This window comes from Erwinia sp. JUb26 (assembly GCF_003751505.1).
Taxonomy (GTDB): domain Bacteria; phylum Pseudomonadota; class Gammaproteobacteria; order Enterobacterales; family Enterobacteriaceae; genus Erwinia.
In genome coordinates this window covers 450,620-472,853 of record NZ_RJVB01000002.1, presented here as the reverse complement: position 1 = coordinate 472,853, position 22,234 = coordinate 450,620, and the positions used below count along the sequence as shown (strand labels likewise).

24 protein-coding genes and 1 other RNA gene are annotated in these 22,234 nt (G+C 56.9%); 7 read left to right on the top strand and 18 right to left on the bottom strand.

Annotation, left to right across the window (positions count from 1 at the left end):
• Positions 1 to 162: 162 nt before the first annotated feature.
• The gene (locus EC836_RS07265) at positions 163 to 2,073 is read left to right on the top strand and encodes a transcription antiterminator (protein WP_123331571.1); all 1,911 of its coding nucleotides are present in this window, start codon (positions 163 to 165) and stop codon (positions 2,071 to 2,073) included.
• 157 nt (positions 2,074 to 2,230) lie between these two features.
• Here EC836_RS07265 and dolP read toward each other — a convergent pair whose 3' ends face one another.
• Genes dolP through EC836_RS07245 form a run of 4 tightly spaced genes read right to left on the bottom strand, consistent with a single transcriptional unit; the run spans position 2,231 to position 5,844 of the window.
• Positions 2,231 to 2,803, bottom strand: coding sequence for a division/outer membrane stress-associated lipid-binding lipoprotein (dolP, locus tag EC836_RS07260; RefSeq protein ID WP_105592051.1), 573 nt, complete (start codon positions 2,801 to 2,803; stop codon positions 2,231 to 2,233).
• Positions 2,804 to 2,813: 10 nt separating this feature from the next.
• Positions 2,814 to 3,458: a DnaA initiator-associating protein DiaA gene (gene diaA / locus EC836_RS07255; protein ID WP_370346969.1), complete on the bottom strand. Its 645-nt coding sequence runs from the start codon at positions 3,456 to 3,458 to the stop codon at positions 2,814 to 2,816.
• On the bottom strand, positions 3,455 to 3,847 hold the full coding sequence (locus tag EC836_RS07250; RefSeq protein ID WP_123331569.1) for a YraN family protein: 393 nt from the start codon (positions 3,845 to 3,847) through the stop codon (positions 3,455 to 3,457). The genes diaA and EC836_RS07250 overlap by 4 nt, the downstream gene beginning before the upstream one ends.
• A complete protein-coding gene (locus tag EC836_RS07245) occupies positions 3,805 to 5,844 on the bottom strand; it encodes a penicillin-binding protein activator (RefSeq protein ID WP_123332150.1) in 2,040 nt (679 codons plus the stop codon). The genes EC836_RS07250 and EC836_RS07245 overlap by 43 nt, the downstream gene beginning before the upstream one ends.
• A 62-nt stretch (positions 5,845 to 5,906) precedes the next feature.
• Between EC836_RS07245 and rsmI the strand changes: the two genes are divergently transcribed.
• Both rsmI and rnpB read left to right on the top strand, forming a co-directional pair.
• Positions 5,907 to 6,770, top strand: coding sequence for a 16S rRNA (cytidine(1402)-2'-O)-methyltransferase (rsmI, locus tag EC836_RS07240; RefSeq protein WP_123331567.1), 864 nt, complete (start codon positions 5,907 to 5,909; stop codon positions 6,768 to 6,770).
• Between the two features lie 32 nt (positions 6,771 to 6,802).
• An RNA gene (gene rnpB / locus EC836_RS07235) (RNase P RNA component class A) lies at positions 6,803 to 7,182 on the top strand.
• Between the two features lie 472 nt (positions 7,183 to 7,654).
• On the opposite strand, the gene EC836_RS07230 is transcribed toward rnpB, so the two are convergent.
• A complete protein-coding gene (locus EC836_RS07230) occupies positions 7,655 to 8,122 on the bottom strand; it encodes a nuclear transport factor 2 family protein (protein ID WP_123331565.1) in 468 nt (155 codons plus the stop codon).
• A gap of 110 nt (positions 8,123 to 8,232) precedes the next feature.
• Here EC836_RS07230 and EC836_RS07225 point away from each other — a divergent pair, with 110 nt between their 5' ends.
• Positions 8,233 to 8,796 (top strand): TetR/AcrR family transcriptional regulator, encoded by a 564-nt coding sequence (locus tag EC836_RS07225; RefSeq protein ID WP_123331563.1) that lies wholly within the window; start codon positions 8,233 to 8,235, stop codon positions 8,794 to 8,796.
• On the opposite strand, the gene EC836_RS07220 is transcribed toward EC836_RS07225, so the two are convergent.
• Positions 8,785 to 9,489, bottom strand: coding sequence for a pirin family protein (locus EC836_RS07220; RefSeq protein WP_123331561.1), 705 nt, complete (start codon positions 9,487 to 9,489; stop codon positions 8,785 to 8,787). The two genes, EC836_RS07225 and EC836_RS07220, sit on opposite strands and share 12 nt — an antisense overlap.
• 127 nt (positions 9,490 to 9,616) lie before the next feature.
• On the opposite strand from EC836_RS07220, the gene EC836_RS07215 reads away from it, so the two are divergent.
• Entirely contained in the window at positions 9,617 to 10,519 is a 903-nt protein-coding gene (locus EC836_RS07215) for a LysR family transcriptional regulator (protein WP_123331559.1), read from the top strand.
• A 21-nt stretch (positions 10,520 to 10,540) separates the two neighbouring features.
• On the opposite strand, the gene EC836_RS24815 is transcribed toward EC836_RS07215, so the two are convergent.
• The 10 genes from EC836_RS24815 to exuR form a co-directional block, all read right to left on the bottom strand.
• Positions 10,541 to 10,681: a hypothetical protein gene (locus EC836_RS24815; RefSeq protein WP_199735045.1), complete on the bottom strand. Its 141-nt coding sequence runs from the start codon at positions 10,679 to 10,681 to the stop codon at positions 10,541 to 10,543.
• Between the two features lie 156 nt (positions 10,682 to 10,837).
• On the bottom strand, positions 10,838 to 11,824 hold the full coding sequence (locus tag EC836_RS07210) for a glutathione S-transferase family protein (RefSeq protein ID WP_123331557.1): 987 nt from the start codon (positions 11,822 to 11,824) through the stop codon (positions 10,838 to 10,840).
• Positions 11,825 to 11,896: 72 nt separating this feature from the next.
• Positions 11,897 to 12,289: a DoxX family protein gene (locus EC836_RS07205; RefSeq protein ID WP_105592318.1), complete on the bottom strand. Its 393-nt coding sequence runs from the start codon at positions 12,287 to 12,289 to the stop codon at positions 11,897 to 11,899.
• Between the two features lie 200 nt (positions 12,290 to 12,489).
• The gene (locus EC836_RS07200) at positions 12,490 to 12,774 is read right to left on the bottom strand and encodes a YqjK-like family protein (protein ID WP_123331555.1); all 285 of its coding nucleotides are present in this window, start codon (positions 12,772 to 12,774) and stop codon (positions 12,490 to 12,492) included.
• Entirely contained in the window at positions 12,774 to 13,166 is a 393-nt protein-coding gene (locus tag EC836_RS07195) for a phage holin family protein (protein ID WP_123331553.1), read from the bottom strand. Before EC836_RS07195 ends, EC836_RS07200 begins: the two co-directional genes overlap by 1 nt.
• A gap of 1 nt (position 13,167) precedes the next feature.
• Positions 13,168 to 13,473 carry a YqjD family protein gene (locus EC836_RS07190; protein ID WP_123331551.1) on the bottom strand — a complete coding sequence of 102 codons (306 nt, stop codon included), beginning with the start codon at positions 13,471 to 13,473 and terminating at the stop codon, positions 13,168 to 13,170.
• 45 nt (positions 13,474 to 13,518) lie between these two features.
• The gene (locus EC836_RS07185) at positions 13,519 to 13,890 is read right to left on the bottom strand and encodes a DUF1090 domain-containing protein (protein WP_123331549.1); all 372 of its coding nucleotides are present in this window, start codon (positions 13,888 to 13,890) and stop codon (positions 13,519 to 13,521) included.
• A gap of 157 nt (positions 13,891 to 14,047) precedes the next feature.
• Positions 14,048 to 14,437 (bottom strand): EnvZ/OmpR regulon moderator MzrA, encoded by a 390-nt coding sequence (mzrA, locus tag EC836_RS07180; protein ID WP_123331547.1) that lies wholly within the window; start codon positions 14,435 to 14,437, stop codon positions 14,048 to 14,050.
• 2 nt (positions 14,438 to 14,439) lie between these two features.
• Positions 14,440 to 15,105, bottom strand: a complete 666-nt coding sequence (locus tag EC836_RS07175; protein WP_123331545.1) for a DedA family protein — start codon at positions 15,103 to 15,105, stop codon at positions 14,440 to 14,442.
• 296 nt (positions 15,106 to 15,401) lie between these two features.
• Positions 15,402 to 16,178: a transcriptional regulator ExuR gene (gene exuR, locus EC836_RS07170; RefSeq protein WP_123331543.1), complete on the bottom strand. Its 777-nt coding sequence runs from the start codon at positions 16,176 to 16,178 to the stop codon at positions 15,402 to 15,404.
• Between the two features lie 366 nt (positions 16,179 to 16,544).
• Here exuR and EC836_RS07165 point away from each other — a divergent pair, with 366 nt between their 5' ends.
• Together EC836_RS07165 and EC836_RS07160 are read left to right on the top strand one after the other, a co-directional pair.
• Complete coding sequence (locus EC836_RS07165) at positions 16,545 to 17,993, top strand: tagaturonate reductase (RefSeq protein WP_123331541.1); 1,449 nt, start codon at positions 16,545 to 16,547, stop codon at positions 17,991 to 17,993.
• Between the two features lie 10 nt (positions 17,994 to 18,003).
• Positions 18,004 to 19,491 (top strand): UxaA family hydrolase, encoded by a 1,488-nt coding sequence (locus tag EC836_RS07160; protein ID WP_123331539.1) that lies wholly within the window; start codon positions 18,004 to 18,006, stop codon positions 19,489 to 19,491.
• A 148-nt stretch (positions 19,492 to 19,639) separates the two neighbouring features.
• Here the strand turns inward: EC836_RS07160 and sstT are convergent, their stop codons facing one another.
• Positions 19,640 to 20,893 (bottom strand): serine/threonine transporter SstT, encoded by a 1,254-nt coding sequence (gene sstT, locus EC836_RS07155; RefSeq protein WP_123331537.1) that lies wholly within the window; start codon positions 20,891 to 20,893, stop codon positions 19,640 to 19,642.
• A 202-nt stretch (positions 20,894 to 21,095) separates the two neighbouring features.
• Complete coding sequence (locus EC836_RS07150; protein ID WP_123331535.1) at positions 21,096 to 22,085, bottom strand: Gfo/Idh/MocA family protein; 990 nt, start codon at positions 22,083 to 22,085, stop codon at positions 21,096 to 21,098.
• Between the last annotated feature and the right edge of the window lie 149 nt (positions 22,086 to 22,234).

The following is a 22,234-nucleotide window of genomic DNA, read 5'->3' as shown; positions in this document are numbered from 1 at the left end:
TCTGTGGTTTACGCAGCAAAATGGCGAAGTTTTTGGATAAATTGCGATATCAGTCAAATGAATATTGGCAGAGGCTGCTACGCTATTTTTTCGGCGCGAAGAAAGTTAAGCTAGATTTAAAAACACCCCTAAAACGATACATTTTGATGATAATGGTACCCCGTGAGATTCCCCAACCAACGACTGGCACAGCTGTTTGATCTTCTGCAAAATGAAATCCTGCCGCAGGATGAGCTGGCGCGCCGACTGGCCGTTTCCACCCGCACCGTGCGCACCGATATCACCGCCCTCAATGAACTGCTGGCCGACCACGGAGCCAGTTTTGTTCTGAGCCGGGGCGAGGGCTATCAACTAAAGATTGATGACGCCGGACGCTACGACCGCCTGCAGCAGCAGTCCACGTCCCATCTGCGCGTGCCGCGAACCTCAACGGAACGGGTCCATTACCTGCTAACCCGTTTTCTGACCTCGGCTTTTTCCCTCAAGCTGGAAGATCTGGCGGACGAATGGTTTGTCAGCCGCACCACGCTACAGGGGGATATGGCAGAGGTGAGAGAATGGCTGGGCCGCTACGGCCTGGAGATTGAAACCCGGCCACGTTACGGCATGAAGCTGTTTGGCAGCGAAGCGGCGATGCGCACCTGTCTGACCGATCTGCTCTATCAGCTGGCGCAGGAAGATGCCGACAGCCCGCTGCTGAAGCTGGAAGCGTTGAACCGGGGCATGCTGGCCACCCTGCAGCCGATGCTGCTGGAGTGCCTGTCGCGCTTCAATATCCGCCTGGCCGACGATGCCGAGCTGTATCTGCGCCTCTACTGTGCGGTGGCGGTGCGCCGTATCGCGGAAGGCTATCCACTGTCTGACTTTATCGCTGAGGATGTCGCCGATGACGTGCGCGATGCCGCCCGCCACATTATCAACCTGATGCGGCCGATCACCGGTAAAAGCATCTCTCCGGCGGAAGAGGCCTGGCTGCAGGTGCATATCGCCGCCCGGCGTATTGAAGACGTCGCCCCCAGCGCCATCAGCCCGGACGATGGCGAATCGCTGGTGGACTACATTCTTAACTACATCAACAGCCACTATGGTTTTAACCTGCAAAATGACCCGCAGCTGCGCGCCGACCTGCTGACGCACATTAAAACCATGATCACCCGGGTGCGCTATCAGATCCATATTCCAAACCCGCTGCTGGCGAACATCAAACAGCACTACCCGATGGCTTATGATGTGACGCTGGCGGCGGTTTCCAGCTGGGGAAAATATACGCCCTATGCCATCAGTGAAAACGAAGTGGGATTCCTGGTGCTGCATATCGGCGTTGGACTTGAGCGCCACTATAACGTCGGCTACCAGCGCTATCCGCTGGTGCTGTTGGTCTGCGATACCGGCAACTCGACGGTGCGGATGATCCAGGCGATGCTGATGCGTAAATACCCGCAGATCGAGGTGCGCCGTATTATTTCCCTGCGCGAATACGAGCAGCTGGTGGGCGTGGAGGAGGACTTCGTGATCTCTACCGCGCGGCTGAGTGATAAAGATAAGCCGGTGGTGGTGATGTCGCCGTTTCCCACCGATTTTCAGCTGGAGCAACTGGGCAAGCAGGTGCTGCTGGATCGCACCCGCCCCTATATGCTGGAGAAGTTTTTTGACGCCGGTCACTTCTGCATTATCGATCGCGAAATCGATCGGTCCGAGCTGTTCCGCCAGCTGTGCGATCGGCTGGAGCAGGAAGGGATCGTCGACGATACCTTCTATCCCTCGGTCGAAGAGCGCGAAGCCATTGTCAGCACCATGCTGGGCGAGGGCATCGCGCTGCCGCACTCCCTCGGCCTGCTGGCAAAAAAAACCTGCGTCTATACGGTTCTGGCCCCGCATGGGATTAAATGGGGGGATGAAACGGCCTATGTGATCTTCCTGCTGGCCATCAGCAAGAGTGAATATGAAGAGGCGATGGCGATCTACGATCTGTTCGTCACCTTTATGCGCGAACGGGCGATGACCCGGCTGCGGGACAGCAAGGATTTTGACAGTTTCAAAGCGGTGGCGATGGACTGTTTGAGTCGGCTGTAACCAGGGAAAAAGGCAGGAATTTGCCACCCGGCAGCGGGTGAACGGCAGATGGTAACGCTGAATCCGTGGAATGGCGGAGTCTGGTGGATTCCAGAGTCGCTTTGTGAAAACTGCAGGCGGGTTCCTTCCCGCCTTTAATCACGCTTTAAAACGGACGTTACTTCAGAATCGTAAATGCCGTGGTCACGTGCTTAACACCGCTCACCCGGCTGGCGATATCCGCCGCCGCTTTCGCTTCTTCGTTGGTGACCAGACCCAGCAGGAACACCTCGCCGTTCTCGGTGGTCACCTTGACGTTAGACGATTTCACCTGATCGCTGCCCAGCAGCTGGGAGCGCACTTTAGTGGTGATCCAGGTATCGGAAGAGGCTGTGCCAAAGCTGACTTTGCTGGCGGTGCGGATCTCGTTATAGACCTCGGTAGCGCCATCAACGCCCACGGCGATCTGTTTGGCGCGCGTGGCAAGCTCTGCGTTCGGCGACTGGCCGGTCAGCAGCACTTTGCCCTGATAAGCGGTGGCCACGATATGGGTATTCTGTTTGATCTGTTCATCTTTCGACAGCGCATTGCTGACGCGCAGTTCCAGCGTGCCGTCGTCCACCTGGGTGCCCACGGTACGCGGGTCCGTGGCGCTTTTGGTCGCCACTGCGGCGCTACCCACGACTGCGGCGACGCAGCCCTGTAACATCAATGCGGTGAGAATAACGGCCGTTGCAGATAATGCCTTCATTTAAGCTCCTTTAAACATCCTGGTGGGGAAATAAAGTGTTATCTATCAAATCGCACAGGCAATTCACGGTCAGCATATGCATCTCCTGAATCCTGGCGCTGCGATGCGAGGGAATACGGATCTCCACATCCTGCGGGCCCAGTAAACCGGCGAGCTCTCCGCCATCGTACCCGGTAAGCGCGATAATAGTCATATCGCGCGTGACTGCAGCTTCTACTGCTTTCACAATATCGCGGCTGTTGCCGCGGGTTGAAATGGCCAGCAGGATATCCCCTGCATGGCCCAGCGCGCGAACCTGCTTGGCGTAAATTTCGTCGTGCAGACGATCGTTACCAATCGCCGTCAGCAGCACATTATCGGCGCTGAGGGCGATCGCGGGCAGGCTCGGGCGTTCGGTCTCAAAACGGTTGATCATACTGGCAGCAAAATGCTGGGCGTTGGCACTGGAGGTTCCGTTACCACAGCTCAGGATTTTGTTCCCATTCAACAGCGACTGCACGATGGTCATGGCAGCGCGTGAAATCGCATCGGGAAGCGCTTCCGCCGCGGCGATTTGCGTTTGAATACTCTCAGTAAAACAGACTTTAATTCTTTCCAGCACGTCATTCACCTGGTTAGTTTTCGCGGTCTTCGACCTGTCGTTCAGGGCCGTCATTCAGCGTTAAACGCATTGGGCAACCATTCCACCTGTTCTCCGGTGATGGCAACCACATCAAAACGGCAGTCGACAGTGTCAAAGCTTTGACCACGGCTATGCAGCCAAAGTGCTGCCGCTCGCAATAGTTTTTGTTGCTTAATGCGGGTGATGCTGGCCACCGCCCCACCAAAACGGTCAGAACGGCGATAGCGAACCTCAACAAAAACCCATACCTGCCGGTCACGCATAATCAGATCGAGTTCCCCCGATCGGTAGCGGACATTTGCGGCGACAAAACGCAGACCGGCTGTTTCAAGCAGGTGGCGCGCCTGTCGTTCTCGCATCGCCCCCTGCTGCTGTCGACTCAGGATGCCGGAACGATTTGCCCCTGACGATACTGGCTCCATGCTAACTTCCTGTTAATCACGCAGTCCTGTGTTGCGCTCAGACTACCGGTGTTGCCTTTGAGCTGGAAGCCCGGCAGCTGGCGCATTTCACTGAAGTGGTTGGCCAGCGACCAGGCATCAATGCCCATCGCATACAGGCGAACCAGTGAGTAGTCATTGTTAAACTTCTTTGCCGCCTGCTGCATCAGCGCATTGTTCGCGCCGGAGAGCAGCGGAGCATCGCTGAACTGCAGGCCATCCAGTTCCAGGCGGTAGTCCGGGCCTGCACCGGCCTGGTTGCTGCGCGAACTGGCATACAGGCTGACGTTATCACGGCTGCTGACGCGCATCGCAATCATCGGCTTAATCAGCGTCAGCTCGCTTTGCGTCGCGATGATATACACCGAATCCACGCTGCCGCTCGTACTGGCGGTATCCGCAACCGGCGCGTCGCTCACCGGCGCCGGAATATTCAGACCGGCGATGGTCACGCCCTGAGGCTGAGTCGGCTGCACGGTAACCGGCGTGCCGCTCAGGCGAATTCCCGCGCCGCTGTTGATACCCTGCTTAAGCTCGGCGGTGGAACCAAACTGCTGCTGCAGGACGGTACCGCCACCCAGATGCTGCCACTCGGCGGCAAAGGCTTTATTCACCCGATCGCCCAGCGAGCTGCGCGGCACCAGCAGCAGCGGTGAGCGCTTGCCCTGATCCCACATATGATGCGCGGCATCGCGTGCTTCGTCTTCAGGAGAAAGCGCAAAGTAACAGATATTCGGACGGTTCTGGATCGTTTCCGGCTCGTTAAGCGCCAGCACGTTGAGCGCGGTTGGGCTGGCGATCACCTGCTCAACCTGATTTTTAAGCAGCGGGCCGACGATCAGCGTAGCGCCGTCGTTCTGCGCCTGGGTCAGCAGCTGATCGACAGGCTGGGTGCTGGTGTCATAAATCTGAACCTGTGTATTGCCTGACGGGGCCGCCGTTTCGACGCTGCTGGAGGCTACCGGCTGCGGCTGCGCGGCATCCGGCTGAGCCGTGGCGTCCGTCGGTGCGGCTGACGGGCTGACGACAGCATTGGCATCGGTCGCCGCTGCGTCAGGATTGGCTGCGGCTTCCGGCGCCTGAATCGGGGCCGCAGGTGCAGCGGACTGCATCAGGGTACCGTTCTTCGCGTCGTTGAAACCCTGCTGGATGGCGTTGGCAAAGACCTGCGCCTGGCCGCTCAGCGGCAGCAGCAGGGCAATTTTACCGGTCGAGCCCTGCTGGAAATTCTTGACCTGGCTCAGCGCCGACGGCAGCATTTTTGCCGCCGGGTTGTACGGATAGCGGTTCTGCCAGTCGCTGATACCGGCTTTCAGCATGTCGGGATCGTTGCTGTTAGCTTTATACACGCCCAGCAGATCCAGCCATCCCTGCAGCACGTTTTCGTTGGCATTGATGGTCACGTTGTTCAGCTGATCCTGAGTCATCTGGCTCAGCGCCTGCCAGGTCGCATCGATATTCGCCTGCTTTTCAGCGGGGTTGGCGAGCAGCGGTTCCTGAGCAATATAGGCACGCAGCACGTCCAGCGTTGGGCGACCCTGGCCAATCGCGATCTGCAACTGGTAGTAGCGGGCCTGCTGATCTTTCGAAAGTGATGCGACATCAACCTGCTTCAGCCTGTCGGCCGCCAGTGGGAAATTCTGCTCAATAATATGCAGCTGGGCCTGCAGCAGCAGCTGTTCCTGACTCTGGGTAGCATCAAGCTGCTGCGGCAGCTGGGACAGCTGCTGGTTAGCCTGCGGCAGCTTGCCTTCATTCAACAGCGCTCTGATTGCGAGTAATTGCCAGCCAACCTTGTTATCATCTGAACTTTGCTGCATCTGCTGCAGATAATAGTCAGAGGTGCCGGTGGCAGCGCCCTGGACATTCGCCGGTGGCGTTTGTGGTGCCTGGCCGGTACATCCGGCAAAAATCAGGGCGGCCAGCAGAAGCGGCAGGCTGCGCCCGGCTTTGCTACGAACTACTTTCGAAGGAAGCATACTGTATCCAGTGATGTTTTTTTCAAGATGCTCAATATTAAATCGGCTATTCGGATCAAACAATGAAACAACACGATCGGGCAGATATTTCTGCCAGCACGCTCTATATCGTTCCAACACCGATTGGTAACCTGGGCGATATCACCCAGCGGGCACTGACGGTGCTTGCGAGCGTCGATCTGATCGCTGCGGAAGATACACGTCATACCGGACTGTTGCTACAACATTTCGCCATCAATGCGCGGCTCTTCGCATTGCACGACCATAACGAACAGCAGAAAGCAGAATCGCTGCTGGCAAAGCTCCGTGAGGGACAAAGCATAGCCTTAGTTTCCGATGCCGGCACGCCGCTGATCAACGATCCTGGCTATCACCTGGTACGTTTGTGCCGCGAAGCGGGGATCCGCGTAGTGCCACTGCCGGGTGCCTGTGCCGCTGTCACAGCATTAAGCGCCGCGGGATTACCGTCCGATCGATTCTGTTACGAAGGTTTTCTGCCCGCCAAAAGCAAAGGCCGCTGCGACACCCTGCGCGATCTGGAGCAGGAGCCGCGCACGCTGATTTTTTACGAATCGACCCACCGCCTGATCGACAGCCTGCAGGATATGGTGACGGTTCTGGGGCCGGATCGCTATGTGGTGCTGGCGCGTGAAATCACCAAAACCTGGGAATCGATTCAGGGCGCGCCGGTTGGTGAGCTGCTGGCGTGGGTGCTGGAAGATGAGAACCGCCGCAAGGGCGAGATGGTGCTGATTGTGGAAGGCTATCACGCCCAGGAGGATGCGCTGCCGCCGGAGGCACTGCGCACGCTGGCGCTACTGCAGGCCGAGCTGCCGCTGAAAAAAGCCGCAGCGCTGACCGCAGAAATTCACGGGGTGAAAAAAAATGCCCTGTATAAGTATGCCCTTGAGCAGCAGGGTGAGTGACAAGTCATAGAAAACGCTATACACTGCGCGCCGAAGCTGACCAGACAGTCGCCGCTTTGTTGCCGTCCCCCCTCGGGGGAGACAGACAGAGGGGAGGAAAGTCCGGGCTCCATAGGGCAGGGTGCCAGGTAACGCCTGGGGGGCGCAAGCCCACGACCAGTGCAACAGAGAGCAAACCGCCGATGGCCCACGCAAGTGGGATCAGGTAAGGGTGAAAGGGTGCGGTAAGAGCGCACCGCGCGGCTGGTAACAGTTCGCGGCACGGTAAACTCCACCCGGAGCAAGGCCAAATAGGGGTTCATAAGGTACGGCCCGTACTGAACCCGGGTAGGCTGCTTGAGCCAGTGAGCGATTGCTGGCCTAGATGAATGACTGTCCACGACAGAACCCGGCTTAACGGTCAGCTTCAACTCATTCAAAAAGAAACCCGCTTCGGCGGGTTTTTTGCATTCTGGCAGATGAATGACTGTCCACGACGCTCTCTATGAAGAGAACGCGGCTTAAAGGTCAGCTTCAACTCATTCAAAAAGAAACCCGCTTCGGCGGGTTTTTTGCATTCTGGCAGATGAATGACTGTCCACGACGCTCTCTATGAAGAGAACGCNNNNAAGGTCAGCTTCAACTCATTCAAAAAGAAACCCGCTTCGGCGGGTTTTTTGCATTCTGGCAGATGAATGACTGTCCACGACGCTCTCTATGAAGAGAACGCGGCTTAAAGGTCAGCTTCAACTCATTCAATAAAAAACCCGCTTCGGCGGGTTTTTTGCATTCTGGCAGATGAATGACTGTCCACGACGCTCTCTATGAAGAGAACGCGGCTTAACGGTCAGCTTCAACTCATTCAAAAAGAAACCCGCCTCGGCGGGTTTTTTGCTTTCTGGCGATCAGAATCCAAATTCGCTCAGCTCCGGATGATCGTCCGGTCTGCGCGCGCCCTCCCAGAAAAAGCGGCGATCCTGTTCTTTTATCGGGCAGTCGTTGATACAGGCGTGGCGATTCACCATCAAACCCTGCGCATTAAATTCCCAGTTCTCATTACCGTAACTGCGATACCAGTGGCCGGAATCATCGTGCCATTCATAGGCAAAACGTACGGCAATACGATTTTCACTGTACGCCCACAGCTCTTTAATCAGCCGGTAATCCAGCTCCTTTTGCCATTTGCGCTGCAAAAATTTCACCACGTCGGCACGGCCATCGACAAACTCTGCGCGGTTGCGCCAGTGGGTATCAGTGGAATAAACCAGCGAGACTCGTTCCGGATCGCAGCTGTTCCAGGCATCTTCAGCCAGGCGAACTTTCTGACGGGCGCTTTCTTCGTTAAAAGGAGGAAGAGGGGGACGTGTTTCCATGATGATCTCCAGATTGCATGTAGACAGGTTTGTCTACCTTGGCAACAACCATAACTCACGTAGACAGGGCTGTCTACTCCTGAGATAATATTTTAAAAGGAAGGGAAACGATGACTGAAAACACGCTGAGCGCTCGCGAGCGCATTCTTCATACCGCCCATGACCTGTTTTATCAGCATGGCGTACGGGCAACCGGGATTGACCGCATCATTAAAGAAGCCGGGGTGACCAAGGTGACGTTTTATCGCCACTTCCCGGCTAAAAACGATCTGATTCTGGCTTTTCTCGGCTACCGGCATACGCGCTGGATTAACTGGTTTCGTGCGGAACTGGAGCAGCAGATGCATATTCACGGTGCGCTGAGCCGGGCATTGCCCGCCACGCTGGCGCAGTGGTTTGCTTCTGAAGAATTTCGCGGCTGTGCGTTTATCAATACGGCGGTGGAGATGGCGCATGGCCTTCCCGAATCCCTGCCGGTGATACGCCAGCATAAACAGGCGATGACGGAGGTTGTCGCCAGCTATCTGTCAGACGACGGGCAAAGCCTGCGTGAGGCGCAAAGGCTGACGTTAATGATTGATGGGGCGATTGTGATGACGCAGCGCGAGGAAAGCGGGGAGCTGGCCGTCGCGCTGCTACAGGAGTGTCTAGCGGAGAGTGGGTTAGACCGGTAAATCAATCACCAGTGCGCGCAGCGGGGTTTCCGCCGTGAGCTGAACACTCTCTTCTTCCCGCAGAAACGCGCCGTCGCCACAGGTCAGGGCTTCCCGTTCGTGCGAATGCGTCACTGCCGTAAACGCGCCGTGAATCGACTGCAGATAGGCGCGCGGCCCGTGCAGGGGAACCTGATAGCTTTCACCCGGCCGTAATATCACCTGGTGGATCCATACCTGCTGCCGGAGCTGCAGGCTGCCTTCGCTGCCGTCCGGAGAGGCCAGCAGCGTGCAGGTTTTATCTTCCGGCACGGCAATCCGCTGTACGCGACTGTTTTCTCGTTCCGGGCAGGCATCCAGCCACAGCTGAAGCCGGGTCAGGCTGCTGTCTTTACTGATGTTGTGCTCGCTGTAGCTGATACCCGGCTGGGTGGCCAGCAGCAGGGCCTCACCGGCTCGCGCCGTTTCGTGGTTGCCTTCGCTGTCACGATATTCGGCCTCACCCTGCAATATCAGGTTCAGCACGTCGACTTTTGGATAGGTTCTCGGTTGAAAGGAAGCCCCTGGTGCCAGCACTTCCTGATTGAGTACGCGAAGGGAAGCGTACCCCAGTAATTTGGGATCGAAATAGTGGCCAAAGGAGAAGGTATAGCGAGCCTGTAGCCAGCCATAATCGGCTTTACCACACTGTTGCGCTGTACGGCTAATAATCATCTCATTCTCCTTAGTCAATCGGGTCTGGCCCGACCATTTATTATTCGGTTATGGTAAGTTTCTGGACTGGTGAATGCCAGCCAGTTAATCTGCTCGGCATATTCAAATTTCCTGACAGAGAAAAGCTATGGCTAAAGATCGTGCTCTGACGCTTGAAGCGCTACGTGTAATGGACGCCATCGATCGCCGCGGAAGTTTTGCTGCCGCGGCGGATGAGCTGGGCAGGGTTCCTTCTGCTTTAAGCTACACCATGCAGAAACTGGAAGAGGAGCTGGACGTGGTGCTGTTTGACCGCTCCGGCCACCGCACCAAATTTACCAACGTCGGGCGGATGCTGCTTGAGCGCGGCCGCGTGCTGCTGGAAGCCGCCGACAAGCTGACCACGGATGCCGAAGCGCTGGCGCGCGGCTGGGAAACCCATCTGACCATTGCCACCGAAGCGCTGGTGTCTACCGAGCTGCTGTTCCCGCTGGTGGAGAAACTGGCAAATAAAGCCAATACGCAGGTGTCACTGATGACCGAAGTGCTGGCCGGTGCCTGGGAGCGTCTGGAGCAGGGGCGTGCGGATATCGTTATCGCCCCCGATATGCATTTTCGCGCCTCGTCAGAGATCAACACCCGCAAGCTCTATACGCTGATGAGCGTCTATGTCGCCAGCCCGGACCATCCGATCCATCAGGAGCCGGAGCCGCTTTCCGAAACCACCCGGGTAAAATATCGCGGCATCGCGGTGGCGGATACCGCTCGTGAAAGGCCGGTATTAACCGTGACTCTGCTGGATAAACAGCAGCGCCTGACGGTCAGTACCATTGAAGATAAGCATCGGGCTTTACTGGCCGGGCTGGGCGTGGGCACCATGCCTTACAGCATGGTTGAGCAGGATATTGCCGAAGGGCGTCTGCGCGTGGTCAGCCCGGAATACACGCGGGAAGTGGATATTATTATGGCCTGGCGGCGCGACAGCATGGGTGAAGCCAAAGCCTGGTGCCTGCGGGAGATCCCAAAACTGCTGGCGAAGCGTCAGGGATAAGCCCGCAGGCCCGCTATTCCATTACGGCGCAGGGTTAGCCGAGCTGTCCTGAGAATGCTCGATGCCGTTAAACGTAGAGAAGGTTTCGTAGTAGTAGTGGCCAACGAAGGCGACGTAGCACAGCATGACGATAGCCAGGCAGAAAGAGAGAGTCTTGATCATGTTCCACTCCAGGAAGATGGCTTCCGGTTAATCCGCATTTGCGTTCACATCAGTAAAGATACGTAAGTGCGAATCGAGTGAATTTGTTCCAGATCAATAAAGGGTGCAGAACGGTCGGGGCGAAAATAAAATCGCCCCGAATGTTAACGGGCAGAATCAGGCAAAGCGCTCGTCTCGGCCGTGCGGTTCATCCCAGTTAAATGCCGGGCCAACCGAAATCACTCCGCTTGGGTTGATGGTTTTATGGCTGCGGTAGTAGTGGTGGCGAATATGGGGCAGATTCACCGTACCCGCGATACCCGGTAGCTGATAAATCTCACGCAGGAAACCGTTCAGGTTGAGGTAGTCACCGATGCGATGCCTGTCGCATTTAAAGTGGGTGACGTACACAGGATCGAAGCGCACCAGCGTGGTCCACAGGCGCAAATCAGCTTCGGTCAGACGATCCCCTGTCAGGTAGCGCCGCTGCCCCAGAATCTGCTCCAGGCGATCCAGCGAGCTAAACAGCGCGGTCACAGCTTCGTCGTAGGCCGGCTGACTGGTGGCAAAACCGGATTTATAGACGCCATTGTTCACAGTGTCGTAGATCCAGCCGTTCAGCTCATCAATTTCATCGCGCAGTTCCGCAGGGTAATAGTCCCCGGCGCGAGCGCCAACGGCGTCAAATGCGCTGTTGAACATGCGGATAATATCGGCGGATTCATTGCTGACAATGGTGTGCTGGTGCTTGTCCCACAGTACCGGTACCGTCACGCGGCCGGTGTAGGTTGGATCGGCATGCAGATACAGCTGATACAGATATTCGTTCTGATACAGGCTATCGCCGGTCACATCCTGAAAGTCTTCATCAAAGGTCCAGCCGTTCTCCAGCATCAGCGGATGAACAACCGAAACCGAAATCATCTCTTCCAGCCCTTTCAGCTGGCGCATAATCAGCGTGCGGTGCGCCCACGGGCAGGCGAGGGAAACATATAAATGGTAGCGGTCGGCTTCGGCGCGGAAGCCACCTTTACCGTGCGGGCCGGCGCTGCCGTCGGCCGTGACCCAGTTACGGAATACCGCTTCTGAACGTTTAAAACGACCGCCGGTAGATTTAGTGTCATACCAGTTATCGTGCCATACGCCGTCAATTAGCTGTCCCATCGTTCCTCCCTAAAAATGAAAGGGCGAGGATATGCTCCTCGCCCCGGATTCTTCACTGTAAGTGTAGTGGACTTACCACTTTTTACCCAGCAGACGGTCGATGCTGTACGCGCCAGGTCCTACCAGGCCCAGCAGCAGGTAGCCACCGGAGATTGACAGGTTTTTCATGAACATAATGGAGTTCGGGCCTTCCGCAAAGTTAGTGTGGAAGATAAATGCCGTCAGCAGGGTAAAGGCTGCGGTGAACAGCGCGGTGAAGCGGGTCAGGAAACCGAACAGAATTGCCAGACCGCCACCGAACTCAAGCAGAATCGTCAGCGGCAGGAAGAAGCCCGGCACGCCCATCGCTTCCATATACTGCTGCGTACCTGCATAGCCGGTGATTTTTCCCCAGCCAGCCACGATAAACAGAATTGGCATCAGGATGCGAGCCACTAAGAAACCGGTATCTTCTAATTTTTTCATAATAATCCCCAACAAGAATTTTCTGGGCCGTGCTATCAGGCGGACCCTGTTTTACTGAGGCCTGACGCTGTCTAAGCGCTCAGTGCCGTTCGTTGCTGGAGATAATAGACGGGGCGATAAACGATTGTAAGCGAGATAATCTGTCGAAGTTGTTCAAGAAAATTGGAAAGGATGGCCGCACAGGGCGATGCGGCCAGCATTTAACGTTTTGGCAGGGCGTTACGTACCATGCGCCACGTGCTCCAGGCGCCGATGCCGCGCTTCGCCCAGCGGGTGAGGAAGCGGGGATTGCGTACCGACCAGATGGCAAACACGCCGCTGCCAATCGCCAGGTAGCGTTTGGCGTTGACCAGGCTCAGCCAGCCCCGGTCATAGCGTTCGGTAGCTTCCAGCCAGTCTTTGCGTCCGGCGCTTAAATCCAGACGCTGCTGTTGGATCAGCCGCAGCAGATCGGCGGTGCGCTTCTCACGATCGCGGCGGCTCATTACTCGTCCTCCAGCAGCTGACGATCGCTGGCCAGTTCCTTACGGGTGGCGCTAAGCAGCGTGGAACGCCGCGATTTCGCCAGCGTCCACAGGCCGAAAATCAGCGCCAGCGCAAACAGCACGCCGGTGGTGATAGCCATCGCCATCAGTCGGTATTGTGCATCGACGGCCCAGATAACCAGTACCATCAGGCTCATCAGGCCAAACGCGGTGAACAGCAGAGTCAAACCGACCATGACCATCATCTGAATCAGATTGGCTTTTTCCGCTTCCAGTTCAACCACCGCCAGCCGCACGCGGGTTTCAACAATGCCGACCAGCGTGGTGACGATGCGCTGTCCGATGTTAATGACCCCTCTACCGGGGCCATGACTTTGCTGATGATCTGCCATATTAACGACGGGTCAGCAGGACGCCCAGTACCACACCGACCGCTGCGCCAATACCGACGCTGGTCCACGGGTTATCACGGACGTAAACGTCAGCGCGGTCTGCCGCTTCACGGGTGGTCTGTGCGATGCGCTCGCCGGAATCACCCAGCCGTGCGCGGGTATTTTTCAGTGCGCTTTGCGCTTTACTGTGCAGTTTATCCAGTTCGGTTTTGGATTTTTCACTGGAGGTACTCAGCACTTCTTCCAGCGTATCGGCCAGGGTTTTCAGCTCAGCGCGCAGATGTTCTGACGTGGTATCTTTAGACATGAAAGACTCCTTACTTATGATTAATGTCACGGCAGACTGATCACCTCAGTAGGGCGCAGCCTGCACTTCCTTCAGCTCACGTTGAGCGTCAGCCAGTTTCTTTTCCCGTTTGGCGATTTTTTTGCTGTCGCCACCCTCGTTGCGTTCCTGCTGCAGCTCGTGTTCCCGCTCGGTCACCTTCTTCTGATGCTGCTGAATTTTATCCTGATGGGCTTTACGGACGCTTTCATCCGAACAGTTCGCGCGCGTCTCGGTTAGCGCCCGTTCCAGGCCATTAATCTGACGCTGATTATTGTGCTGGCGGGCGAAATCGATTTCTTTCTGAATAGCCTGCTCTTTTTGCTGGCAAAGTGGCCCGGCCTGAGCCAGTGAGGCTGCCGTCAACAGGCCAAGAGCGAGTGTTAAGCGGTATTTCATAAGATGGTGACCTTCCTTTGCAATGACGCCGGTTACGGCTATCGGTTTCCTGAACACAGGGTGGCGTTGGGATTTTTAAGCATAGACAGAAAACGAGAAAAGCTCAAAACCGAACGTGTATTTCCCCTCGCGTCTCTGCCGGGGCGAGGAGGGAGAATTACGTTCGCAGGCTGATACGATTAACCCAGTTTGCCGCGCCGTGTCCTTCCTGGCGGGCGATGTCAAAGCCGTAAGGCAGCAGTTCGCGCAGCACTTTTTCCGCCGCGTCGCTTTGTTCCTGCGAATCGAATCTAATTACCAGTGAATCATGGTCCGGGGTAATACTTTTGATGCGAATGCCCTGGGCGCTGAGGGACTGATAGACATAAAAGCCGTCGGGCAGGCTGTTGCCCTGGCGCAGGGTGCGGATCTGCAGTGCGGCCTCGCTGCGAAACAGCGCAGGCAGCAGCGTCACCACCAGCGTCAGCGTCAGCAACGAGGCGGCGACGATCCCAATCCAGGGCACAACGCGCAGGATCCTGGCCGGTAGTTTAAACAGGGAGAGCATGGTTACTGGCCTCCCTGCGACGTTTTTTTACGCCACAGTACGTAGAGGGAACCACAAAGGCCGAAGACCAGCAGCACCAGCGGCAGCAGCATCAGGCAGAACATCAGCTGGTCTTCATATCGACGGAACAGCGGCGTTTTACCCAGCGCAAAGCCCAGCACGGTCAGGATCAGCACCCACAGCAGGCCGCTCATCCAGTTGAAGAACTGGAAGCGGGCATTGCTCAGGCCGGAAAGCCCGGCGATAGTGGGTAACAGCGTGCGAACAAAGGCGATAAAGCGCCCAATCAGCAGCGCCGACAGGCCGTGGCGGTGAAACATCTGATGGGCCCGCTGGTGATACTGCGCGGGAAGATGCGAAAGCCATTTTTGCACCAGTGGCGTATTGCCGAGCCACTTGCCCTGAATATAGCTGACCCAGCAGCCCAGGCTGGCGGCGGTGGTGAGGATAAACAGCGTGAGTGGAAAATTCATCGTGCCTTTCGCTATCAGCACGCCGACCAGAATCAGCAGGCTGTCGCCGGGCAGGAACGCCGCAGGAAGCAGGCCATTTTCCAGAAAAAGAATCATAAACAGGATGAAGTAAAGCGCCCAGACCAACGTCGGGTCGGCCAGCGTGACGTAATCTTGCTGCCATAAGGCGTGGATTAGATCTTTAAAAATATCCATCAATAGTCCTGAACATCATAGTTGGCCCGATTTGAAGCAATTCTACATGCTGAATTCATCGTTTTAGTGATGCAGATGCTGCGGGCGGCTGAACAGAGTGGCCAGAAAAAGCATCGAAAGCTTAAAGCTTTTTACAAAAGGTAAAAAAAGAAGATAACTGTAACAAAGTTGAGCAGGTCTGGACAGGAAGAAACGCCGGACCAGGGATGTTTTACCGTTGGAAAGGTCCGGCGTGAAGGAGTTTTACACTGGCTGACATAAGTGAACGAAAGCTGACTCAATCTTCGGAGAAAGGTCTACTTTTCGTCGTTGGCGATGCTATCCAGTGCGATAACCGGATTTTCAGCAAACATGTAGCGGTCTACGTTAAATTCAAAGTCGTCCGTCGTGGCGTTAAACAGCATCTGTCGGGTGTTCTCCAGGTGCTGCCACATCGCCAGCTTGCTTCCCGCCGGGTCCTTGCGGATCAGCGCCTTGAGGATGTTATCGTGATCTTCGCACCAGCTTTCAATCGACCGCTCGTCGATATGTTCATGCAATTTTAGCCAGTACGGGTTATACAGGCGGTGCAACCACATTTTTTCAACAATTGCCGCCAGCGCGCTGTTCTGCGTGGAGAGCGCAATCTGCACGTGGAATTTCATGTCCCACTCGGAGTCGCGGAAGCGATCTTCCCGGCGCGCCTGCTCCTGGATAGACATCAGCTGCACGATATCCTGGCGGGTCACCTGGGTGGCGGCAAACTCGGCGACGTTGCTTTCAATCAGCTGACGAGCCTGCAGTAGTTCAAAGGGGCCAAAGCTGGCAAATTCCAGCTGGCTGTTGGTGGTCACGCTTTTCTTCTGCTGCTGTGAGACCACGTGTATACCGGAGCCTTTACGCACTTCTACGTAACCTTCCACTTCCAGCATAATGATTGCCTCGCGCACCACAGTCCGGCTGACGCTCATCTCTTCCGCAATAAAACGCTCGGCGGGCAGTTTGTCACCAATCTGGTACTGGCCCTGTTCAAGGCGCTGCTTCAACTCTGCTGCCAGCTGCTGATAGAGACGACGTGAGTCGATCTGTTGCATGGTTCGCGCTCCGATACACAATGATTTTCTGAAACCTGTTATACCACTTTCCCCGAACTAAAAAAACAGACCCTCGTTAAGGTCTTGCAACCTCTGTTGCTAAGCTTTGTTCGTAGCGAGTGGCAAAGATGTTATACCTTTATGGCTAAGGTTAAGACCGGGTGTGTAACGCTTTCGGAAACTCGATTATTTAATTTATTGAATTTTTTCATCAGCTTATTTTGTTTTTCATGGTTGGGGTAATCTAATCACCCGCAGTTGATAGTGTTTTTTGTGATCGGTTTCTCACTATTTATTCAGCGCTCGGTACAATTGGTATGATAACTTTGCTGATATTGAAACACAGAACTTTCCAGGGGATACCAGATGCAGACGCTGAACCGTGATAATTTTCCCGGCCGCCAGGATGCCGAACGCGTGATCCAGTTTGGTGAGGGCAATTTTCTTCGTGCCTTTATCGACTGGCAGTTAGACCTGTTGAATGAGCACACCGATCTTGATGCCGGGGTGGTGGTGGTCAGGCCGCGCAACAGCGCAGCGAAGCGCAGCCTGAACGGCCAGCAGGGGCTGTATACCACGCTGATCCGCGGCATTAACGATGACGGGAAGGTGGTCAGCGAAGCGCGTCTGATCCGCTCGGTTAACCGTGAAATTCATCCGGTTGATGACTACGAAGGCTTCCTGGCGCTGGCGCGTAACCCGGAGATGAAATTTGTCTTCTCCAACACCACCGAAGCGGGCATCAGCCTGGATGCTACCGATACGCGGGACAGCGCTCCTCCAGTCAGCTTTCCGGCCAAGCTGACCCGACTGCTGCTGGAACGCTGGCAGCACTTCGACGGCGCGGCCGATAAAGGCTGGGTGATCCTGCCCTGCGAACTGATCGACGATAACGGTGCCGCGCTGTGTGAACTGGTGCTGCGCCTGGCCCGCGAATGGCAGCTGCCTGCGGCGTTTGCTCAGTGGGTTGAGCAGAGCAATACCTTCTGCTCGACGCTGGTGGACCGCATCGTGACCGGCTATCCCGACGATGCTGCCGAACTGCACGCGGAGCTGGGCTATCGCGACGACTATCTGGTGGCCGGTGAGGTTTACTACCAGCTGATTATTGAAGGACCGGAATGGGTGGCCCGGGCGCTGCGCCTTGACCAGCTTTCCCTGAACATTCGCATGGTCGACGATATTGCGCCGTATAAGGCCCGCAAGGTGGCGATTCTCAACGGCGCGCACACCGCGATGGTCCCGGTCGCGTTCCTCGCCGGGCTGGATACCGTTGGTGAAGCGATGGATGACGCGGAGGTAGCCGCTTTTGTCGATTCCACGCTGCGCGAGGAGATTATCCCGACGCTGGAACAGTCCCCGGACGAGCTGAATGCCTTCGCCGATGCGGTTCTCAACCGCTTCCGCAACCCGTTTATCCGCCACCAGCTCAGCGCGATTGCGCTGAACGGCATGACCAAGTTCCGTACCCGACTGCTGCCCGCGCTGCTGGCGCAGGTTGAACAGCAGGGCGCACCGTCGCCGCGCCTGAGCTTTGCCTTTGCGGCACTGCTGGCGTACTACCGCGGCGAGCGCAGCGGCACCCGCTACGCGCTGCAGGACGACGCCCACTGGCTGGCGCGCTTCGCTTCGCTGTGGCCGCTGGCGGAGGCACACGATATTCCCCTCAGCCAGCTGGTTAGCGACGTGCTGGCCGATGACGCCCACTGGGGGCAGGACCTGAACCGTCTTCCGGGCCTGACGGCGAGCGTGACCGCTCAGCTGGAACAGATTATTACCGTTGGTATGCGCGCCGCGCTGGCGCAGATTAAGTAAGGTATTCGCGATGCAAAGTCTGAAAATTCACGATCTGGATAATGTTGCCGTTGCACTGCGCGACCTGGAAGAGGGCGAGCAGGTCACGATCGGCCAGCACGCGGTCGTCCTGGCCCAGCCGGTCGGGCGCGGGCACAAATTTGCCCTTCAGCCGCTGGAAACCGGCGCGCTGGTGATGAAATATGGCCTGCCGATTGGGCACGCTACTCGCCCGGTTGCGCCAGGCGAAATCATCCACTCACAGAACGCGCGCACCAACCTGAGCGACCTGGATGAGTATGAATACCTGCCTGACTTCGCGACCGTACCGCCGCAGGCGGCGGATCGCGAGGTGCAGATCTTCCGCCGTGATAATGGCGACGTCGGCATCCGCAACGAACTGTGGATCCTGCCGACGGTCGGCTGCGTTAACGGTATTGCCCGACAGATCCTGCAGCGGTTCCTGAAAGAGACTAATCAGGCGGAAGGCATCGACGGCGTGCATCTGTTCAGCCATACCTTCGGCTGCTCGCAGCTGGGGCAGGACCATGAGAACACCCGTACCATGCTGCAGAACATGGTGCGCCACCCGAATGCCGGGGCGGTGCTGGTGATCGGCCTCGGCTGTGAAAACAACCAGGTGGATGAGTTCCGCGAGACGCTGGGCGCGTATGACGACAGCCGCGTGCGCTACATGATTTGCCAGCAGCAGGATGATGAAGTGGAAGCGGGGCTGGAACAGCTGCACGCGCTGTACGAAATGATGCGCCACGATCGACGCCAGCCGGGCAAACTCAGCGAGCTGAAGTTCGGCCTGGAGTGCGGCGGCTCGGACGGGCTGTCCGGTATTACCGCCAACCCGCTGCTGGGCCGTTTCTCAGACCAGATGATCGCCAACGGCGGCACCACCGTGCTGACCGAAGTGCCGGAAATGTTCGGCGCGGAACGTATTCTGATGAGCCGCTGCCGCGACGAGTCGACCTTCGAGAAAACCGTCAACATGGTGAACGACTTTAAGAAGTACTTTATCGCCCACAACCAGCCGATCTATGAAAACCCGTCACCGGGCAACAAAGCCGGCGGTATTACTACTCTGGAAGAGAAATCGCTGGGCTGTACGCAGAAAGCCGGGCAAAGCCAGGTGGTGGACGTGCTGAAATACGGCGAGCGGCTGAAAGAACCGGGCCTGAACCTGCTTAGCGCGCCGGGTAACGATGCGGTTGCCACCAGCGCGCTGGCCGGTGCGGGCTGCCACATGGTGCTGTTCAGCACCGGGCGCGGCACGCCGTACGGTGGATTTGTACCGACGGTGAAGCTGGCGACCAACAGCGAACTGGCGAACAAGAAGCCGCACTGGATCGACTTCGACGCCGGTCAGTTAATTCACGGCACCGAGATGCCGGACCTGCTGGCGAGCTTTGTGGATACCATCGTTGAGATTGCGAACGGGCGACCGGCGCGCAACGAAGTGAATGAGTTCCGCGAGCTGGCGATCTTTAAAAGTGGTGTGACGCTGTAAGTCTGAAGGAGGGATGCTGCGGACTAAGGCAGGAGGCATTGACGGTCTGCGGTGAGTTCAGCATTGATAGCCGATTCATCCTGCACGCTGCCTGTAGCGGGCGTTACGGCCTGGTTTCCCGCCGAGAGGGAAACCAGGCCGGTCGAAATTATTCCTGAGTCTGTGATTTCACCACGCCCGCGCGTCGGTCTTCCGCCATACAGGCCGCGGCGGTAAATAGAATGTCCGCCGACGAGTTCAGGGCGGTTTCCGCCGAATCCTGCAGCACGCCGATAATAAAGCCGACCGCTACAACCTGCATGGCCACCTCATTCGGAATACCAAACATATTACAGGCCACCGGGATCAGCAGCAGGGAGCCGCCGGCCACGCCGGAGGCGCCGCAGGCACAGATCGATGCCACCAGGCTCAGCAGAATTGCCGTGCCGACATCTACATGAATCCCCAGCGTATTCACCGCCGCCAGAGTCAGCACGGTAATCGTAATGGATGCCCCGGCCATGCTGATATTGGCCCCGATCGGAATCGAGACAGAATAGGTGTCTTCATCCAGATTCAGCTTTTTCGCCAGCGCCATATTTACAGGAATATTTGCCGCCGAGCTGCGGGTAAAGAAGGCGGTCACGCCGCTTTCACGCAGGCAGGTAAATACCAGCGGATACGGGTTGCGGCGGATCTGCCACCACACCAGAATCGGGTTAAATACCAGCGCCATCAGTAGCATACAGCCCAGCAGCAGACCGAGCAGGTGGGCGTAATCCCACAGCGCTTCAAAGCCGGTAGAGGCCAGAATCGAACCGACCAGGCCAAAGATGCCGATCGGTGCAAAGCGGATCACCACGCGCACCAGGCGGGTCACGGCGTCAGAGGCATCGCTGAGGAAGGTACGGGTGGTGGCGCTGCTGTGGCGGAACGCCAGGCCCAGGCCGATACCCCATACCAGAATGCCGATGTAGTTGGCTTTCATCAGCGCTTCAATCGGGTTGGCCACCATGCTCATCAGCAGGCCGTCGAGCACTTCCAGAATACCGGAAGGCGGGGTGATTTCGGTACTGGCCGCGCGCAGCGTCAGGCTCTGCGGCAGCAGGTGGCTGGCAACCACCGCAACCACCGCCGCGCAGAAAGTGCTGAGCAGATACAGCATCACGATCGGGCGAATATTGGTTTTCTGACCTTGCTGATGGCTGGCGATGGAGGCGATAACCAGCACCAGCACCAGAATGGGCGCCACGGCTTTCAGCGCGCTAACGAACAGCTCGCCCAGCAGGCCCACGGCCAGCGCATTGCTTTTTGAGAACCAGGCCAGCGCGATACCCGCCAGCAGTCCAATCATGATTTGTGTTACCAGGCTTCCCTGCATCAGGCGCTGGATGACCCCGCGACCTCTGTTTTCTCTGCTCATAATGTTTAAATCACTGTCGTTATCTGGAGTTCTGCCGCACGGCATGATTTTGCGGCGGCTTATGTGTGTTTGCGCAGGGAAGTATAAGGAAATGTTCTGTCAGGGGAAGGGAAAATTCGGAATTAGCCACTGTCGGTCGGCATAAAGCCGTGCTGCGGCACGAAATGCCCGCAGCATCAGGCGATCGCAACGATCGGGGGTTTTACGCGGATCCCTGACCATCGGCCGGGAACACCACGCCGGTCTGACGGCGGATTTCCGTCAACAGTCGCGCCATGCTTAGCGAGTAGTTCAGGCCGGGGTGGTTAATCTCGTTGGTTTCAATCAGCCGCGCAAAGGTTTCCGCTTCGTACAGCATGGTGTTGATATGCTGCGGCTGGCTGAGATCCTGCGGCTTCGCGCCCCGCGCCACAAAGCTGACGTTCTGGCATTCGGAAACGTGCTCAATCACCAGAGAACCGGCTTCACCCTGGATCTCGCTCGGCAGAACCGACTGGCTGATTTTGGAATGCTGCAGGGTCACGTCGAAGCTGCCGTAGTCCAGCAGCACGGTGCCCGCACCGTCCACGCCGCTTTCCAGCAGCGTGGCGCTGGCGATGACCTTCAGGGGCTCGCCCCACAGGCTGACCGCGGTGCCGAGGCAGTAGTAGCCAATATCCATAATCGAGCCGTTGGACCAGCGCGGATTAAAGGTATTCGGATTTTCACCGTCGAGGTAGCGCTGATAACGGGAGGAATACTGGCAGTAGTTAATCAGCGCCTTACGCAGCACGCCGATCTTCGGCAGCGACTGCTGCAACAGCTGGAAGTTCGGCAGGCTGGCGGTTTTGAAGGCTTCGAACAGCACAACCTGATGTTCACGCGCGCAGGCCACCATCTCTTCCACTTCACGCAGGTTCGACGCCAGCGGCTTTTCACAAATCACGTGCTTGCGCTGGCGTAAGAACAGCAGGGACTGCGGGCAGTGCAGGGCGTTCGGGCTGGCGATATAAACCGCATCGATCAGATCGGACTGGGCCATCTCTTCCAGCGAGTCAAAAAGCTGCTCTACCGGATAATCGCTGGAGAAGGTCTGCGCCTGTTCAAGGGTGCGGGAATAGACGGCGGTCAGCTTAAACTTACCCGTTTCATGAGCGGCATCGACAAACTGACGGGTGATCCAGTTGGTTCCAACGACGGCAAAGCGAATCATAGTATAGTCCGTTCTCTAAGCAGGCCGGTGCAGTCGCGGCCAAAAAGGGAAAAGGCAGATTAACATGCGGCAGCCCGGGTGCAATGGCTAAAAACGTCATGCCGACGTCGCGGTCACGATTTGATTTTTCGCCGCCGCTCTCGCACGAT

What these genes read in the sequence shown, in the direction of transcription:
- EC836_RS07230 (WP_123331565.1), bottom strand. Translation starts at nt 8,122, where the DNA reads ATGGAAACACGTCCCCCTCTTCCTCCTTTTAACGAAGAAAGCGCCCGT.
- EC836_RS07225 (WP_123331563.1), top strand. Translation starts at nt 8,233, where the DNA reads ATGACTGAAAACACGCTGAGCGCTCGCGAGCGCATTCTTCATACCGCC.
- diaA (WP_370346969.1), bottom strand. Translation starts at nt 3,458, where the DNA reads ATGACGGCCCTGAACGACAGGTCGAAGACCGCGAAAACTAACCAGGTG.
- sstT (WP_123331537.1), bottom strand. Translation starts at nt 20,893, where the DNA reads ATGAGCAGAGAAAACAGAGGTCGCGGGGTCATCCAGCGCCTGATGCAG.
- EC836_RS07205 (WP_105592318.1), bottom strand. Translation starts at nt 12,289, where the DNA reads ATGAAAAAATTAGAAGATACCGGTTTCTTAGTGGCTCGCATCCTGATG.
- EC836_RS07160 (WP_123331539.1), top strand. Translation starts at nt 18,004, where the DNA reads ATGCAAAGTCTGAAAATTCACGATCTGGATAATGTTGCCGTTGCACTG.
- EC836_RS07165 (WP_123331541.1), top strand. Translation starts at nt 16,545, where the DNA reads ATGCAGACGCTGAACCGTGATAATTTTCCCGGCCGCCAGGATGCCGAA.
- EC836_RS07185 (WP_123331549.1), bottom strand. Translation starts at nt 13,890, where the DNA reads ATGAAATACCGCTTAACACTCGCTCTTGGCCTGTTGACGGCAGCCTCA.
- EC836_RS07250 (WP_123331569.1), bottom strand. Translation starts at nt 3,847, where the DNA reads ATGGAGCCAGTATCGTCAGGGGCAAATCGTTCCGGCATCCTGAGTCGA.
- dolP (WP_105592051.1), bottom strand. Translation starts at nt 2,803, where the DNA reads ATGAAGGCATTATCTGCAACGGCCGTTATTCTCACCGCATTGATGTTA.
- exuR (WP_123331543.1), bottom strand. Translation starts at nt 16,178, where the DNA reads ATGCAACAGATCGACTCACGTCGTCTCTATCAGCAGCTGGCAGCAGAG.
- EC836_RS07200 (WP_123331555.1), bottom strand. Translation starts at nt 12,774, where the DNA reads ATGAGCCGCCGCGATCGTGAGAAGCGCACCGCCGATCTGCTGCGGCTG.
- EC836_RS07210 (WP_123331557.1), bottom strand. Translation starts at nt 11,824, where the DNA reads ATGGGACAGCTAATTGACGGCGTATGGCACGATAACTGGTATGACACT.
- EC836_RS07150 (WP_123331535.1), bottom strand. Translation starts at nt 22,085, where the DNA reads ATGATTCGCTTTGCCGTCGTTGGAACCAACTGGATCACCCGTCAGTTT.
- EC836_RS07245 (WP_123332150.1), bottom strand. Translation starts at nt 5,844, where the DNA reads ATGCTTCCTTCGAAAGTAGTTCGTAGCAAAGCCGGGCGCAGCCTGCCG.
- EC836_RS07175 (WP_123331545.1), bottom strand. Translation starts at nt 15,105, where the DNA reads ATGGATATTTTTAAAGATCTAATCCACGCCTTATGGCAGCAAGATTAC.
- EC836_RS07215 (WP_123331559.1), top strand. Translation starts at nt 9,617, where the DNA reads ATGGCTAAAGATCGTGCTCTGACGCTTGAAGCGCTACGTGTAATGGAC.
- EC836_RS24815 (WP_199735045.1), bottom strand. Translation starts at nt 10,681, where the DNA reads ATGATCAAGACTCTCTCTTTCTGCCTGGCTATCGTCATGCTGTGCTAC.
- EC836_RS07190 (WP_123331551.1), bottom strand. Translation starts at nt 13,473, where the DNA reads ATGTCTAAAGATACCACGTCAGAACATCTGCGCGCTGAGCTGAAAACC.
- EC836_RS07220 (WP_123331561.1), bottom strand. Translation starts at nt 9,489, where the DNA reads ATGATTATTAGCCGTACAGCGCAACAGTGTGGTAAAGCCGATTATGGC.
- EC836_RS07195 (WP_123331553.1), bottom strand. Translation starts at nt 13,166, where the DNA reads ATGGCAGATCATCAGCAAAGTCATGGCCCCGGTAGAGGGGTCATTAAC.
- rsmI (WP_123331567.1), top strand. Translation starts at nt 5,907, where the DNA reads ATGAAACAACACGATCGGGCAGATATTTCTGCCAGCACGCTCTATATC.
- mzrA (WP_123331547.1), bottom strand. Translation starts at nt 14,437, where the DNA reads ATGCTCTCCCTGTTTAAACTACCGGCCAGGATCCTGCGCGTTGTGCCC.